This is a genomic window from Vibrio sp. 10N.261.51.A4 (assembly GCF_041471945.1).
Classification (GTDB): Bacteria; Pseudomonadota; Gammaproteobacteria; order Enterobacterales; family Vibrionaceae; genus Vibrio; species Vibrio crassostreae_C.
Map to the genome: position 1 here is coordinate 1 of NZ_JBFRPJ010000019.1, position 16,688 is coordinate 16,688.

A 16,688-nucleotide genomic window follows, 5' to 3' on the forward strand; every position below is an offset into this window, starting at 1 on the left:
TGATTTAGGAAACAAAGCCTGTTGAATCTCCAAACGCCCTTCCAGAAGCGAGCGCGAAGTACATTCACTTGGGCCGCTGGGTAACCATGTGGTCTACAAGTTCAGACAGCGATGGTCGTATTGTTGATACCGAGTGGACACTTCCAAACGGAAAGGTGAAACGAGGTCGCACATTCACGTCAATCTTCCCTTCATACGGAAAGCACGAGGTGACACTGAAGATAATCGATGACCAAGGTGGGATTACCACTAAGACAATTTTGGTCGACCTGTAAATCATCGCTGGCTCTGTCATGCGTATTTACAACACAAGCTTAAGTACTGTTGTCACAGGATATAAGCCACGACAGCAGTTTTAAGAAAACGTTATTATTTAAGCCGTAAGCAAAGGCCCTACCGATTTGGTAGGGCTTTTTATTGGTCGCAGTTCGAGATACTAGGGTTTTAATCACAGTAACAAATTTACTGAACCACCATTCGATGAGCCATTACACAGGCTGCTTTTGAATACGCGATTTACGAGCACTGAATGCGAACAGCAAGATAACAGCTAACACGAATGGTAATACGTAGATATTGAGGTTCTGCCACCCTGCTGTCGATTCTAGCCAGCCAGAGAGCATCGCTGTAATCGTCACACAGCCAAAGACAATAAATTCATTAAACGCTTGTGCCTTAGCTTTATTCTGCGATTGGTAGGACTGACTAAACAAACCTGTTGCCGCGATAAACATGAAGTTCCAACCGACACCAAGCACAACTAGAGCCGCTCTGAAGTGCCAAATAGATTCGCCATGAATGTTAATCGCGATACAGACAACGAACAGCACCCCACCCGCTAAGATCATCATTCTTGAGCCAAACTTCTCGATAAGTGAACCAGTAAAGAATGCAGGAACAAACATCCCCAATACGTGCCACTCAATGACGCCCGCTGCTTTGGTAAAGTCAAAGCCACAACCAATCATTGCCAATGGCGTTGCTGTCATCAGGATATTCATCACCGCATAAGCGACCATGGCAGCAAACACTGCGCCAATAAAGTTAGGCGCTTTTACTATCACACTGAGAGGATCGGATTTAGGTGCCTGACTATTAAAAGAGACTTTTGGAAACTGAATTGTTTGTAAGATGAGTAACGCAAGAATGTTCAATCCAATCAAAGAAGCAAAAGCACCAATGTACAAGCCATCTTGCGACCACTGTTGCGACATAATCGCCAAATTTGGCCCTAATACCGCGGCTAAAACGCCACCAGCCATCGAGATAGAGATCGCTCGATGACGTGCATTTTCATCACACACCTCGATTGCAGCAAAACGATAAAGCGTGCCAAAACCTATGCCTATCCCAAGTAAGAACGTAGCGAAACAAAACAGATAGAAATTTTGCTGAGACAGTGCGTAGGTGGCAAGACTAGCTCCTGTAATGCCAACCACATTACCAATGCTAAATCCTCTCTTTCTCCCTAACTTGCCTGAAATTAAAGATGCAGGAATAGTGGCTGCCATTAGACCCAAAAACTGCAGTGCAACCGGCAAGGTGATCATGCTGACACTGGGTGCAATCTGCTTACCGATCAAACCAATCACAGAGATCAGTAATATGTTACCCGTCATCAACAAGGCCTGACACAGTGAGAGCAGCCAAACATTTCTATTCATCTTCGTTCCTAAATATGAGCACAGTTGGTCAATAGACCAAAAATTCAACAAAGTCGCAACACTTTGTTACTCATAGCAACTCTACAAAGCGACCAATAGACCAATATAAAGTGCTACCACCACATGACTTTGATTAGCGTTACTTAACACGCTAGAGTTGAAATTATCATTACTTAAGATAATAATAATTTTCTGTTATTTATTGGCTTTGTTATTTATAGGCTTTAGTATTTGAAGGTGAGTATGATTAATCCACTTTGGCTCAATACGTTTAAGACTCTGGTTGAAGTTGGCCATTTCACCCAAACGGCAGAAAAGTTGTATATGACACAACCTGGAGTCAGCCAACACATCAAGAAGCTTGAACAAGCTTGTAATTGTGACCTGCTATCTCGAGAAAACAAGAGCTTCGAACTGACCGAACAGGGTCGGATTATGTATCGCTATGCGATCAAACTAGAGAAAGACCAAGAAGATCTTTTTGAGTCTCTGAGTTTTGATAACCCTTATGCTGGGCAATGTCACTTGTCTTGCTCTGGCTCACTCTCTTTGCGTCTGTATCCCAAGCTTCTTGAACTTCAACAGCAACACCAAGAGCTCAGCATTAACTTAGAAGCCGCTCCAAACAAAAAGATATTGAATGACCTAAGCGAAGGCACTACCGATATCGGCATTGTTAGGCATTCCCCGAACGACAGCTACTACCAAAGCCAAGTCATCGGCAAAGAAGCACTGTGTCTTATTGTTCACCACAGCCTTGCTGATTTAGAGATAACGCCGCAAGTATTGAATGACATTGGCCTGATTGCCCACCCAGATTCTGCACACTATCTGTCTTTGTATTTCGACCTTTGCGGAGATAAAGACTTAGCGAACATCAACGTTAATGAGATACCAAGATCTGGCTACATCAATCAGCTTCACCAGATCTTGCTACCCGTATCAAAAGGATTAGGTTTTACCGTGTTACCGGCTGGCGCGGTTGAACACTTCCCAGATAGAGACAAGCTACACGTTGTGCCGCCAAAGGTAGAAGTAGAGGAAACGCTGTATCTGGTTCAAAAACGAAACCGAAAACTGCCGCACCGATACGATACGGTTGTTGAGCTAATCAAACAGAACGTGAGTCGTTAGTTCGGTGTAGATAGATTTAAAGCCTTTAGCTAGCTCGGTATTTCGCTATAAGAGCTAAAGGCTTTAATGTTGAAGTGATATTTATAAAAGACAACTACTCAGAAGCGCCAAGCCCCTCTTTTGCTCGTTCAAAGTCATAATTATCTAACGCACTTCGAACATCTTTGAGAACAACAGAATGTGGATACTGTGCCAGTAACTCAGTCACATATTGAGTTGCATCGTTATCATAAGCATCCAGCAGTGATAGCAACTGAGCATGCTGTTCTGACGTGATGCTCGGTGAGTCAGAGGTATCAGCAAGACTCACATCGGCTACTTCAGAACTTGTCGTATTAGATCCTTTGGCACCAGGCACATCAAAGCTGATCTCAACTGCTTTAATCAGTTCAATTAACCCAAGCTCACCTTGTTTAAGATCCTCTTCATCACACGCCTTGTTATGAGCTTTGCTTTCTAAATCACTGAGTAACTCTGCCAATCGCAATCCACCAATCGAAGCTGCCATGCTTTTTAAGGTATGTAGATTACGCTCTAACGTCGCCCATTCATCTTGCACTAGGTTGTCGAAGGTTTCCGACATAATGTCAGGCGCCCCTTGGCAGAATCTACCAAGCATCTTCTCTTGCAGTTTCGCATCATGATGAGTCAGTTGCTCAAACCTCGACTGAGAGAAAACAGGCTGCTCTGTTTGAGTATCGGAGTGTAATTCCGAACTATTATCAGAATCACTGGCCAGTATCGTATCTGAAGACGTGTCTGATGGCGCTCGACCTTCAACTAAGACCTCAGGAACAATGTATCGAGTAATCAAAGACATCGCTTTATCAATAACAATAGGCTTATCCAAGAAGTCCGTGATGCCCGACGCCCTCGCTCGTTGTTTCGCATCAGCAAAAACATTGGCTGACATTGCAATAATCGGTACATCTATATCGAATTCACGAATCAAACGGGTAGCTTCAAAGCCGTCCATAATCGGCATTTGAAGATCCATGAAGATTATTTCGTAGTCGTTGTTTTTAGCTAACTCCAGCGCTTCCTTTCCGTTTTCAGCAAGATCGGCATTTAATTTAGAGCGACTGAAAAATGCTAAGGCGAGATCTTGGTTCAGCTCATTGTCTTCAACCAATAGCACTCTTTGCCCTTTGAACTCTATCTGATAATCCAGTTGCAACTCTTGAGCTTTGAAGTCGGCTAACGCATCCGAGCTTGAGCGTGGCAATGTCAGTACAAAGGAGAACTCACTGCCTTGCCCGTAAACACTCTCTACCGTAATTTGACTGCCCATCGCATGAACTAATTTCTGGCTAATGTTGAGCCCAAGCCCTGTACCGCCAAACCGACGTGTCGTTGTGGTATCCGCTTGGCTAAAGGCTTCAAACAGCTTGTGACGGTTCTCATCCAAAATGCCTATCCCGGTATCCATCACACTCACTCTCATGGTTAGGCTGCTGTCGTTCGAGTCAACATGCTCCACCGTTAATGCTACGCTGCCTTGTTCCGTAAACTTAATCGCGTTGCCCACAAGGTTGAGTATGACTTGGAACAACCTCAAGGGATCGCCTTGCAGTGGCGTGTCTAACTCTGGGTCGATGACCATCGACAAATTGAGTTGTTTCTCAGCTGCTTTCGACTCCATTAGTTCAATCACATCTTTAAAGGTCGTTACGGGATCAAACGGGACGTTATCAATAACAAGTTGCCCAGCTTCTATCTTTGAAAAATCAAGGATGTCATTGATGATACCGAGTAACGAATGGCCAGAACGGTGCACTTTCTCAATATAATTTCGAGCGACAGGATTAGATATTTCGCCAATCGCCAGATAAGACAAGCCAATAATGGCGTTCATTGGGGTTCTTATCTCATGGCTCATATTGGCTAAGAATTCCGATTTAGCTTGGCTCGCCAAATCGGCTCTCTGTTTCTCTTCTTCCAATTGTTCGTTAAGGCGCTTCATTTCTGAAATATCGAATGCCCAAAATAGTGTGGCGACTTCACCATCAATCTCAAAAAGATAGTAACTGACCAAAGCAACAAATCGGGTTCCATCAGACTTTCTGAGTACTAACTCCCTATTTTCAACTTTACCGTTAAGGTCGAGCTCTTCATGCACGCCATCACGAACGCTCAGCGAGTCATGGATAGCGGCAACGTCGATAGAAGACAACGCCTGATCTTCCACGCCAAACAAACGTTTTGCCGTATCGTTCGCGTAACGAACCTCTTCTTCAAATACCACACTAGCTGCAATTGGAGAGCTATTTAGCATGTTGTAGAGTTGGTTCTGCGCCTTTTCCAGAGCTTCGGTCGCTTCCTTAGCAATACTGATCTGCTTCGCTAATTTACGATTCCAGAAAATAATAAGAAGAAGGATCACCAGAGAAAAAACCGAAATAGTGTAAACCAATTGATAATCAACTCTTTCTATCGCTTTGGGCGCCGCCCACTTCGCCGATATCTTTTGATGTTCTTCAGCAGAAATACTCTCAATCGCCTTATTCACAATCGAATAAAGCAAAGGTTCAGATTTGATGACATGCAGAGTTGGCGACAGGAAGAAGTCTAACCGGCCGATGATACCAACCCCTCGATGACCAAATGAATCAATGAGGTAATTGAGGACATCAACAGTGTCGACCATGCCGTCTAAGGTTTTATCATCCAATCGGTTGAGCCCATCGGCCGTGGATTCTACCTCTACCCACTCAACGTTCGGGTACTTATATAAAATCGCGTTAGTATTTGCCGCATTCTTCAATATACCGATTTTCCAACCATCAGCTTCTTCAAGTACCAAGCTACTAACGTCTCTTCTCGATGCAATGGCCAAACGACTTGAAAACAAGCTTTTAGCTGCTTTGACGTTATCTCCTAACGAACGATTCTCTTGAGCTGCTGAGACCAGTTCCACTTCATGATGATCAACCAAGCTTCGGGTCTCAGACCAATTCGCCACGTCAACATGCTGAATACTTAGCCCTGTTTTTTGTTCAATCAGCGTTAGATAATCATCAATCATCCCGATGTATTCACCGGTATTGGATACCGCTTCATAAGGTAACGAATTCGGATCGATACCTATACGTACATCCGGATTATCTTTAATCCACGCCCTCTCTTTTTGGCTTAGATTTAGGATCTCTCCAGTCAAGTTACTCGCTTGATAAACATCCGCAATATAGCGTTTCGCCGCATCTCCGAATGAACTAAATTGTTCGACAGATGGAAAATAAACATAGTTCCGCTCTAACGAATTAACATCAAAGTAGAAAGTCATCGAACCAGAGTTGATACTCCCTCCCTTGGTCCTATAATTCGCCACCTTGGTGACTGATGAAAAGTGAGAGGTATTTTTCTTCTCTCCATATTGATCAACTAGGTTGCCTATGTACCAAGATTTGATCGGGCGACTATTGTTATCCGCTTGTGCGGTGATCACCTGAAAAGAACTGTCCGTGTCGAAAATTTCAAACACTTCCGTCAACTCTTCAAAGCGGTCGTTGACGATAAAATACGCAGATATTTGCGCGATAATATTCGCCTTTTTAAGGACTAGGCTTAAATCACTCTGAACCTGCATCTCGATAATTTGGTTTAAGCCGTCATCCTCCTGTTTAAGCCTTTTAATTGCGGCATTGAAGCTATCTCTGATTTCTTCACTCTTAAAGTCCACATAGATCGGATACTCAACTTTATACTCGTCATGTAGCGTTAGCTCTGCCATTTCAATAAAACGAGTGTTGGTGATAAACCACTCTAGCACTCTTCGTTCAACCATTAGCAGGTCAACATTTTGAGCCCTCAACTGCGAGAATGCTGATTCAAGATCTTCGTAATCTTCAATACGATCAATGTCTAACTTACTCTTCAGAACTTCAACAGAGTTTTTAATTGTGGATGTTTCGTCGAACAATAACGCCCCTAATGATAGGTCTTTTGGGGATTGAAGTTGGAGTTTGCGGCGAGTTAGTGAAACAGGAACAAACTCAACATTAAAAACGTTATCACTTAAAAAGTGCGCATTAGGATCATCAAACTGAACACCAGAAAAAAAGGCTATAGAATTATTGTTATCGATGGCTTTTTTAGCGGCGCTAGGTGGAAGTGTGACAACGTCACCTAGTTTATATCCCATGTCATTCAGTGCACGCTGAAGAATGTCGTACTGTAGCCCGACTGCAGTGCTGTCTGGGTAAATATACGGAGGGTTACCAAAGCCAAACACGCCTTTTAGCGGCACTCGATAGGGGGAACTGTCTAGCCACTTCGATAAAATCTGGTTCTTGTTATCAACGTCGAAGGTTTCAATCTGTTTGTTGATTAGCGTCAGCAGTTCTGGTTCATCGGTTCGGATCACCATTGATGCTTCAAACCTTTTCCAATGCTCCAGAACATAATTTACCGCTAAATCATGAACGCCAATCTTTTTCGCAAGATCCATAGTGGTGATAGGTTCACCGACCATGCCTTCGACATCCCCGGCCCCTAACGCACGTACTGCATCAATAACGTTATCAAAATTCACTCGCTCAATAGAACTCAATTTGACACCGGCTCGCTCCAAATCGATATTTTCGTTAACCATCGCAATACGGCGTTTATTATTTTGATCTAGGTTTCCATCGAGTTTGTTGTCGATGGGAACAATCACTGCGACCTGATAAGGAATATAGGGAGCACTCGCAAGAAAACGGCCACCTTCACTTGGGTCGAACTGTTGGAATGGAAATACATCGCCTCGCCCGTCTACTAACGCGGCTTTAGCCTCGACACGCGAGTTAACTGTGACAAACCGAACATGAACACCAAAACGCTGTTCAAGATCTAATGTCCAATCTTTGATGATCCCAGAAACCTGCCCATCATCATCGATGAATGAGTAAGGATAATGGTTGGCCAAGACAACAAAAGTTACCGTTGGTTGGTTTCCCAACCACTGATTTAACTCAGTATCTGTTACCTCAGCAGCATTCGTAGATCGCATTAGCAGCGACCACACCACAAGTGTAATGACCAGAAAAACAACCAAACGATTTAGCGACAACATCAAGCCATCACTCATCTCTAAATTTCTCTTTAATTGCTAGAATCTCAGGTAACTTCAGAAAAAATACATCAACGATAGTTGGATCAAAATGTTTGCCTTTCTGTTCTTCAAACAAGTTCAGTGCCTCATCGACACTCCAAGCTTTCTTATAAGGACGCTCTGCTGTCAGGGCATCAAATACGTCAGCAACGGCCGCAATTCGTCCAACCAATGGAATATCTTCGCCGGCTATCTGGTTTGGATAACCACTGCCATCCCACTTTTCATGGTGATACTGCGCGACTTGAATGGCCATACGCATCAGTTTGGAATCGCCCTGCCTACCAAGGATTTCAACACCGAACTCGACGTGTTTCTGCATGGTAGTCCATTCATCGGCATCCAATTTCCCTGGCTTCAGTAACACACTGTCAGGAATGCCAATCTTGCCAATATCATGCATTGGTGCTGCATCACGCAACGTCTCGGCATCTTCGTCAGTCATTCCCAAGGCTTTAGCTAGCACTTCACAGTAGTGACTCATACGCTTAACGTGCATGCCTGTTTCATTGTCTTTAAATTCAGCAGCTCTACCCAGTATGTTCAGTGTTTCTAGCTTACCGAGATTGATCTCTTGAGTTTTCTCTTTTACCTGACTAAACAACGCGCGTTGTTGGTCATAAAGTGCGATATGCGTTTTCACACGCTGGAGTGCAATTGCAGGGGTTATCGGCTTGGTTAGGTAATCGACAGCCCCCAAGGAGAGCCCTTTTACTTCGGCTTCTGGACCAATTGTGGCGGTCACGAAAATGATAGGAATGTGAGCCGTATTCGGCTGAGCTTTAAGTTGGCGGCACACCTCGTAACCATCGATGTCAGGCATCATGATATCAAGGAGGATAAGGTCTGGCTGCGGCACCATCTTCGCGATCTTGATACCAATTGTGCCGTTAATCGCTACTTTCACTTGATAAGTATCTTTGAGTATTGCCGTTAACACATCCAAGTTACTTGGGGTGTCATCCACGACTAACACTATAGGTTTCCGACTCATTGATACCTCGTATACAAATCAAACAGTTATAACCCTAGTGTAGAACGGTTTCCAGAGGTTAAGCAGAAAAAAAGCAATTGATTTTCAAAAATGAAGAGTAGATCTTCGAGTGACGTCAAACTAACGGTTTGAGTCTAGCCTGATGTCAGAAACTCGGCGGACGATCCCAGGTACAAATCAGATAGAGGCAAAAACTTTGGTTCACAATATATTCAATTGAGGGCGGATCAGATCATAAATAAAGACCCGTTCATTGGAATGGTCAAACACTTGATTAACAACACCACCAGCCATATGCGAGTGTCCTCCACCAAAACCAACACCCGTATCATTCAGCGATCTCTTTATCACCTTAGCCATGTCATTCTGGGGGCATTCAGAACGCAATGAAACAAATGTTCTCTCATGACTACGGGCACTCAACACCACAATATCTAGTTCATCAACTGTAAGTAGAAAGTCACCAAGCACTCCTAGCATATTTTTGGGACACCCTTCTGGTAAGCTGCCAAATGCACAATTGCCGTCTTTCCTAATAGATTCAAACATGAAATCAAATAACTTCAACTCTTGATATTCGATTTGATTTCGACAAATACGATTGACCATATTCATATCAGCACAGTTTTGAAGTTGAAGTAGGGCTTTGATATCAGCTTTGTTCATTGCGCGGGTAAAATTTGCCGTATCGAACGTCAATCCAACAAGTAGAGCCGTCGCTACGCGGTCGGGAATTGGAATATCATAATGATTAAAGTACTCCACCATAATGGAAGCTGTTGCGCCATAGTTAGGTCGAATATCTGAAAACCAAACGAAACTGGGTGCTACAACCTGATGATGATCGATCACCCCAACTTCTATACCCGGTAAGTCGGTAACATTTTTTTCACCAATACAGCCATCTACCACAATGATTTTGTCATTGGGCTTTAAATCTAATCGATGTGACTTAACTATGGGAATATCAAGCCAACCAATCAAATTATGTAAAGAAACACGATCAATAAAGCCTTGATAAGTAATGAGTGGTTTAAAGCCCTTCTTTCTAAGTAAATAAGCGAGAGCAAAAGCGGAGCCAACCGCATCATGATCAGGAAAGTCATGAGCTTGAATGATGATTCGTTCGCAGTCCCTGAGACGCTCAAGAAAATCGTTAAATGAGAAAATAGACATACCTCACCTTAACCTTTCAAGTTTTCTATTGTATTAAGAACAGTTTCAGTACCACCACCCAATGGACTAACTATCTCATCTCCATATTGTATTCCAATAAAAACACCGAGAGCGATTAAGATAAGACTAGCAACTTTTAACATGAGAACACCACTAACTATAAATAAAGCGAATCAATTGAGTTCTAAACGTAAGAACACCTAACTCCTAAGCCTCTCAAACAGAAGAAATTTAATAAACACCCATTCCAAATTAACTAAAACTTACTCACACTTAACAAAACAAACATTGACTTATATCCCATTACGATTAATGCGCCATTGAGTGATATTCAACTAGACTATATGGTCTTGAGCTCATCTGACACTACGGCCATATGGAAAACTTATCTAATGACACGGAATAGAATTGTCACAGGTATGCTATTTGCGTTAGCACCAACTCTTAGTTTTGCTAACGCTGACAATCAATTTGAATTTTCGCACTCTAAACAGGGAACTGTATGTTCATCTAATCCTGATATTTGGCAGCTTGGCGGTGAGCTGCAAGTTGATGCTCCTATTTCGCTGAATGGCAAGGTCATCACTCGCGGCGGACAAAAAAAAGCAAGCAATAATGTTGACCTATTTGCAGGACAAGAGTCCTCTACCGAACAACATTACATGACGAGTTCTATCGGATGTATACAATCTGACGACCCAATGTCATTGGTTGGTGCTGTCGCCTCTTTATACGAAGTACAACACACCACATTGAGCAGCTCAGACATTCCACCACCAGTTCGAGAGCCTGATCTGCCCAAAGCGCCAGAAATCGTCAAAGATCAATTTGAAACCAAAACTCAATTTGATCAACGCGTCGAAAAATTGCGAATAGAACGACAACAACAAATAGCCGCTATACAACTTAAATACCGTCAACAAGTAGAAGCTCGAAATGCCAAAATTCGAGTCCTACAAGAAGGGGCAGACTCTCGAAAGGGCAACTTGGGCGTGCAAAAAACTCGACTCGTTGCTAAGGCTTTTAGAGATGTAATGGGTAAGCCGGTCGTCACAACAAAGAGTTATGATGCTGAAAACCAGCAAATGCACCTGTTGTTTAAAGCGTCAAATCAAAACTATCAGCGAGACATTATTCTAAATGTACCTCTTGAGCAGGCGCGTGATGTCTTCAGCAATATCGATAACCTTGACCTCGCACTCACCTACTCTTATGACGAGAATCAACTAGAGCTCGTAAATATAAAAGGCAACTACAATGACGTAATGTTCTCAGGGGATGTGGCTAAAAGTAATTATCAGCCCGAAGCTCTGAGTGTGGTTATTAACAGTGGCCCAAGCAGTGCCGAGACTCCAGGGCTAGAGATGCAAAACCCTAACTTAATCGATGCGTTTGAAGTCGATTCACGCCTCTCGGCAACGGACAACACCGCCTCTGATGAATTGAAGCAACTACTTAATGGCTTTGTGCCTGTGGAAAGTAATTCATCCAACTGGTTCTTCAACCTATCTATCGAAGATTACGCAAATTCAGATCAAGTAGCCTTTGCGCGCAGCAGTGGTGAAGTGATGTCTGACGTCGCGACAAAAGTTCTGGGTGTTCCAGAAAGGCACGTCTACGAACTCATTGACCGTGACGCAACCAGTGGTGCGATTAAAGATAAGTTACGTTTAATGTTAGACAACGTCGATGAAGGCGATACGGTTTACTTTTACTACAGTGGACACGGTATCCCTGCGATTCCCGATAATGATCCTTACATTCTCCCGCAAGATAAGATCCCTGACTACATAACTGATGATGAGTTCTTCAAACTCGATAACCTCTACAAAACACTGTCTAGCAGTAAAGCAGGCAAGATAGTCGTTATGGTAGACAGTTGTTTCAGTGGAGCGACTGATGGTGTATCGGTCATCAAAGGGGTTGCCGCCTCCAGACTGGCACCGAAAAAAGTCAGTATTGATCCTGAGCGTATGGTCGTGATCACTGCGGGACGCGATAAAGAGTATTCCAATATGTACCAAGAAAAAGGTCATCGCCTGTTTAGTTACTACCTCATGAAGTCAATGATCGAGGGAAACAAGGATGTGAATACGCTTTATCAAGATGTTTACGACAAAGTGAAATCTGCCTCTTTTGAGATGGGGGATTTAAAACGTCAACATCCAACAATTACCGGTAACCAGACTATGTCCCTTTAAGAGCATGTCTCTTTAAAAACGTTTCTACTTTTAAAAACTATTTCAATTTACAGCATATTTGAAACATTGATTAAGGCTTATATCCATGTTTAAGAAAACACTTTTAGCAAAATCCGCTCTTCTAATCTCATCAACAGCCTTCGCTGCGGATGTAGAAAACTCCAATCTAGATATCGCGTTTCAGGGAGCTCACTTCCAAGGTGCTGGTAATCAAGTAACGATGTTGCGAGTACCAGTAACCAACAAAGACACCGGGCAAACTCAATTCTTTGATATGAGTGCAGAATTCTCAGCAGACAAAAATGGCAACCTAATCTTCCAAAATATGAGCTCAGTAAAATCTGTAGCTTTTGCAAGCGCTAACCAGTTGCTCTCAGGACACTACTTAGATGGAAAAAACTGTAGTTGGTTTGTTGATGGCCCTTCAGTAGGAACAAATGGCCGTTCAGTCTGGTCGTTTTTTATGCCCGGCAATAATATAGGATGTAAGAACAATAATGATTATGCAGGGACTGTAATGAGCGGCCCAGTGCAAGGTAACGAGTTAATCAAAACCATGTTACCATATAAAACTTTATCCAAAGCTTCCGATCATAACCTAAATTATGGTGTTTATGACGGAGACTATGTTGTTTCAGCAAGCCAATCTGGCTCACTTATTTCTTTTGTTGCTCATTCACATTCAGATGCTCGTGTAAGATTTAGTTGGACAGTAAAACAAGCACCTTATCCAGGAAAAAAAGAAGACTAATGAAAATAATAGCGCTAATCATCTCCCTGTCGAGTGCTTGTGCTTTCGCTTCCCCGTCTTGGTATGGGGAAGTGCCATTAGACTTAACCTTGAGCTATGGGTTCGGTAAAGGCAACACTTACCGACAAGCCAAAGACGCAGCTTATCATGATCTGGCTAAAGGTATTGAAAACCAAATTGTCAGTAAGACCACTAGTACTAAAACCTTCGAAAATGGTGAGTTGAAAAAATCTGCGGCTTCTCATAAAGAGTCCATATCCAATGTGGTTTTCCGAAACAACGTCACCATTATCAACAGTGAAAAATCGCAAAACCAGTTTTATGTTCAAGTTCAATATGACCCCGAGTCATTTGCACAAAAGCTCTCTGCTTGGTTAAAGAAATCACAATGTCACCGTGAATTACACCCATACTGGTCAACAACGACCATGCTAAAAAACTGGGTGGAACAACACCAATGTCTGCCGGATATAGATATCGAGCGGTTTGCTGGGGGCTGGATGCTTTCCAACAGTAGTGGCCAGTTAATACTACCGGAAGCAAAGTATAACCACCTATTTTTCAACTATTCAGATGAAAATATAAATATTCACTCATCCAAGCGACGACTCAATGCTGGCGACCATTACTTTATTCAACTCAACTCAAACCAAGCGGGTTATCTCTCTTTGTTTCAAGTTTATGAAGATGGTAGTACAGGCGTGTTAGTTGAAAACCATCAAGTCACAGATGGCGACTCTATCGAGTTTCCAGATAGAAATCAGTATGACGGAATCGAAGCGCTGCTCAACAACGGACAAGAGACATACGATACCAATATCGCATTGCTCTGCCCTACAAAAATAGACACCTCTCGATTTGAGCGATTGGATGAATCGCGTTTATCAACAGACACTCCAGGGTTTGGGTTGATCCTGAACTATTTCGAGCACTGTGATTTTGTCATGGAACGACTCTCGATAGAGAAAGGTTAACCCCTCGGTCAAGGAACAGATATGAAGAAAATAATTTGCCAGCTATCCCCTTTAGCGATACTTATCTCTAGTGGATGGGCGTCTGCAGATACGCTGCAGCAAGCGTGTGAACTTTCAATTACCGAACAAAGTTGCCCTAGCGTCGAACATTTTGTCAATCAACCTTTTGAAGCGAAAGATGAGTTTGAAAAATACAAACTCTGCAGTGAAGCCCAATTTGATCTTTACAAAGTACAAAAGAACTGCGAATTCGATCAATATGTGGCACAAGCTCAACAAGAGTTTGATAAGTTTAAAACCAAAGTTTCAGAATCTTGGGATAATCCTACCTTTAGCGACCAATTTAAGTGGGTCAGCTACAGCCCCTCTCTACAAATAAAGCGTGAAGTTAACTTCGAGAAAAATACGATTCAAGTCACCACTATTACAGGTGAAACAACCTCAATAGAAGAACTCAAAGAAGAGATCGTGCGTACATCTCAGCTGACCATTGGCGAAGCCCAACAAGCCGATGCTTATACCTCTGAACTGATTGAAGCAACAAATGTTGAGAAACTCAGTGATAAGACATTCTTACCCGTTTCCGAAACACCAAAGGTTCAGGCTCAAGAGTTAGACAAAGCTCTTGAAAATGTGGCCGTGACCAAAGCCAAAGACAGTAAAGGCAATACCGTTCTCAAAGCCGTTATTTCTTTTCCGCCAAGTTGGCTTAATCGTAAAGAACAACGCTTTTTTGATACCGTTGAAGTTTACGCAGAAAAATACAAACTTGAGCCTGAATTTATACTGTCTATCATCAAAACAGAAAGCGCTTTCGATCCTACAGCAACCTCACATGTTCCTGCCTTTGGCCTGATGCAAATTGTCCCAAGTTCCGCAGGACTAGATGCGACAAACTTCCTATTTGGTGAACAACAGTTACTGAATAAAGAATACTTATTCGACCCCGAAAAAAATATTGAGGTCGGTACCGCTTATTTGCACTTACTGCGATCTCGCTACTTCAAAGGCGTTACCAATGAAGAGAGCTTAAAGTACTGCATAACAGCGGCTTACAACGGAGGCATGGGGCCAATCTATCATATTTTCGGTGGCAAACGCTCAGTTGCAATCAAGAATATTAACCAGCTTCAACCACAACAAGTATTCCAAACTATCCAACAAAAGCATTCTGCTGCGGAAACTCGTAACTACTTGAAAAAAGTAAGTAAAGCAGAAGTTAATTACGAAAAGAATATGATTTAAGGATAAAACATGAAAAAGACTCTAATTATCGCTGCAATTACTACATTGTCATTTCAAGCAGCCGCTAACTCCGAATTTCCTAGCTGGCGCATGAACCCACAATCTGATTTGCCTGAAGGCTTAATCGCGGGTGTTGCTTGCGTTGAAAGTATGGGAGATATGACGCTTGATATGGACATCGCTTCAATGGAGGCGAGAGCATCACTAGCTGCGTCTCTCGAAGCCATGGTGCAAAAAGAGCTCGATACAAATCGAACCTCGGAGAAAAAGAAGATTGTAACAGCCGATCGTAAAGACAATGTTGTAACTACAACCGTAACCGCTAAATCGACCACAAAACAACTAACCAACCAGCTAATGAAGTTTACCTGGGTAACAGAAAGCGTTTCTGTAGAAAAAGATGTCGAAGAATATTTATGTACCCGTGTGGTTGCACGAGCACCTCAAATTGTTGCTGAATAAGGTTTTATCATGTCAGAACAAGCTCTACCTTCATCTGTTGATAAAGCAGCACTAGAAGAAGACATGTCTTTAACTCAACAAGCTCCCAATGAAGATCAAAAAGATTTTCTTGAAATAATGAGAGAGAAGACACCAAACTCTATCCTTGCCATCATTGCGCTGATCATCGCAGGTGGTCAGTTCAACGATGCTATTGATATGGGAAGCAAAGGTTGGGATCTCCTAATTTCTAACTTTTCAGATGCTCCATCTAACGAGCGTCTTTCTAAAGTCTATATTCGTGCTTCCAGTGGCATTTTAGAAGAGACATTTGGCTCTCCGGTTTATACCAAGATGTCGAATGGTGAGGTACAGGTAAAGTACTACAAAGACAGTAAGTTTATTCTTTCTGCAATAACATCCAACGACACAATAGATGCTTTTCTCATTTTCCCTAAACCGGGGTTTGTCGCTGATGTGAACTACCACGCAGGCAGCGCCACTTATTTGGAAACCAACTTCGTTAACTCGACAACAGAACATGCTGCCATATCCAATATTGCGCGTTCAGGGAATTATTACATTGAAGAAGCAGAAGGTGGTCGCTATGAACTGTTATACAGCTCTGTCGGTGGTTACAGCGAATACCTATCCCCACTCTCTGCGCAACAACTCAAGTTACTCGCTGATTTTAATGACAAATTGATGATGGAAGAGAATACAAAAGATTCTCTAACTAAACTACGTAGTGAAATCAAGCCAAACTTTTATGGGTATACGACGGTCGATTTAGAATCACTCGCCCCTGCAATTCTTACCAAGCTTGAATATGAGCTAATAACTGATTAACAGCACTCTTAATTCATAATTTGTAGTCAGTTATACGTACATCTGACTCCGCAGACTCTATGTACATAGATCAACTCATTGAGTTTTCTAAAACTAAACAAACCTACAAAGCGCCTACAACGAGAAACAAAAAGAGCTCCTCATATGGGTAATGCCGTTCACTTAAG

The 16,688-nt window shown here is 42.6% G+C and carries 12 protein-coding genes and 1 pseudogene; 8 read left to right on the forward strand and 5 right to left on the reverse strand.

All coding sequences use genetic code 11. From position 1 onward, the window contains the following. Positions 1–20: 20 nt before the first annotated feature. Positions 21–275: pseudogene (locus AB4384_RS05095) on the forward strand (PKD domain-containing protein); the annotation flags it as partial. A 213-nt stretch (positions 276–488) separates the two neighbouring features. Here AB4384_RS05095 and AB4384_RS05100 read toward each other — a convergent pair. Then, positions 489–1,664, reverse strand: coding sequence for an MFS transporter (locus AB4384_RS05100; RefSeq protein ID WP_017064421.1), 1,176 nt, complete (start codon positions 1,662–1,664; stop codon positions 489–491). Positions 1,665–1,907: 243 nt separating this feature from the next. On the opposite strand from AB4384_RS05100, the gene AB4384_RS05105 reads away from it, so the two are divergent. Beyond that, positions 1,908–2,798, forward strand: a complete 891-nt coding sequence (locus AB4384_RS05105; protein ID WP_017061891.1) for a LysR family transcriptional regulator — start codon at positions 1,908–1,910, stop codon at positions 2,796–2,798. 94 nt (positions 2,799–2,892) lie between these two features. On the opposite strand, the gene AB4384_RS05110 is transcribed toward AB4384_RS05105, so the two are convergent. From AB4384_RS05110 to AB4384_RS05125, 4 genes are all read right to left on the reverse strand, one after another. After that, positions 2,893–7,788, reverse strand: a complete 4,896-nt coding sequence (locus tag AB4384_RS05110; RefSeq protein WP_372129010.1) for an ATP-binding protein — start codon at positions 7,786–7,788, stop codon at positions 2,893–2,895. A gap of 70 nt (positions 7,789–7,858) precedes the next feature. After that, positions 7,859–8,884, reverse strand: coding sequence for an HD-GYP domain-containing protein (locus AB4384_RS05115; RefSeq protein ID WP_372129012.1), 1,026 nt, complete (start codon positions 8,882–8,884; stop codon positions 7,859–7,861). 201 nt (positions 8,885–9,085) lie between these two features. Next, complete coding sequence (locus tag AB4384_RS05120; RefSeq protein ID WP_102393616.1) at positions 9,086–10,060, reverse strand: bifunctional oligoribonuclease/PAP phosphatase NrnA; 975 nt, start codon at positions 10,058–10,060, stop codon at positions 9,086–9,088. Between the two features lie 8 nt (positions 10,061–10,068). After that, on the reverse strand, positions 10,069–10,203 hold the full coding sequence (locus AB4384_RS05125; protein ID WP_261978795.1) for a hypothetical protein: 135 nt from the start codon (positions 10,201–10,203) through the stop codon (positions 10,069–10,071). Positions 10,204–10,452: 249 nt separating this feature from the next. Here AB4384_RS05125 and AB4384_RS05130 point away from each other — a divergent pair, with 249 nt between their 5' ends. The 6 genes from AB4384_RS05130 to AB4384_RS05155 all read left to right on the forward strand — a co-directional run bounded on the left by AB4384_RS05130 (position 10,453) and on the right by AB4384_RS05155 (position 16,521). Beyond that, complete coding sequence (locus tag AB4384_RS05130; protein ID WP_372129014.1) at positions 10,453–12,261, forward strand: caspase domain-containing protein; 1,809 nt, start codon at positions 10,453–10,455, stop codon at positions 12,259–12,261. Between the two features lie 85 nt (positions 12,262–12,346). After that, entirely contained in the window at positions 12,347–13,012 is a 666-nt protein-coding gene (locus AB4384_RS05135) for a hypothetical protein (protein WP_372129016.1), read from the forward strand. Further along, the gene (locus AB4384_RS05140) at positions 13,012–13,986 is read left to right on the forward strand and encodes an LPP20 family lipoprotein (protein ID WP_048662235.1); all 975 of its coding nucleotides are present in this window, start codon (positions 13,012–13,014) and stop codon (positions 13,984–13,986) included. Before AB4384_RS05135 ends, AB4384_RS05140 begins: the two co-directional genes overlap by 1 nt. 21 nt (positions 13,987–14,007) lie before the next feature. After that, positions 14,008–15,231, forward strand: coding sequence for a murein transglycosylase domain-containing protein (locus AB4384_RS05145; protein WP_048662236.1), 1,224 nt, complete (start codon positions 14,008–14,010; stop codon positions 15,229–15,231). Between the two features lie 9 nt (positions 15,232–15,240). Continuing rightward, on the forward strand, positions 15,241–15,693 hold the full coding sequence (locus AB4384_RS05150; RefSeq protein WP_136978263.1) for a hypothetical protein: 453 nt from the start codon (positions 15,241–15,243) through the stop codon (positions 15,691–15,693). Positions 15,694–15,702: 9 nt separating this feature from the next. Further along, positions 15,703–16,521, forward strand: a complete 819-nt coding sequence (locus AB4384_RS05155) for an ETEC_3214 domain-containing protein (protein ID WP_170963338.1) — start codon at positions 15,703–15,705, stop codon at positions 16,519–16,521. Positions 16,522–16,688: the final 167 nt, after the last annotated feature.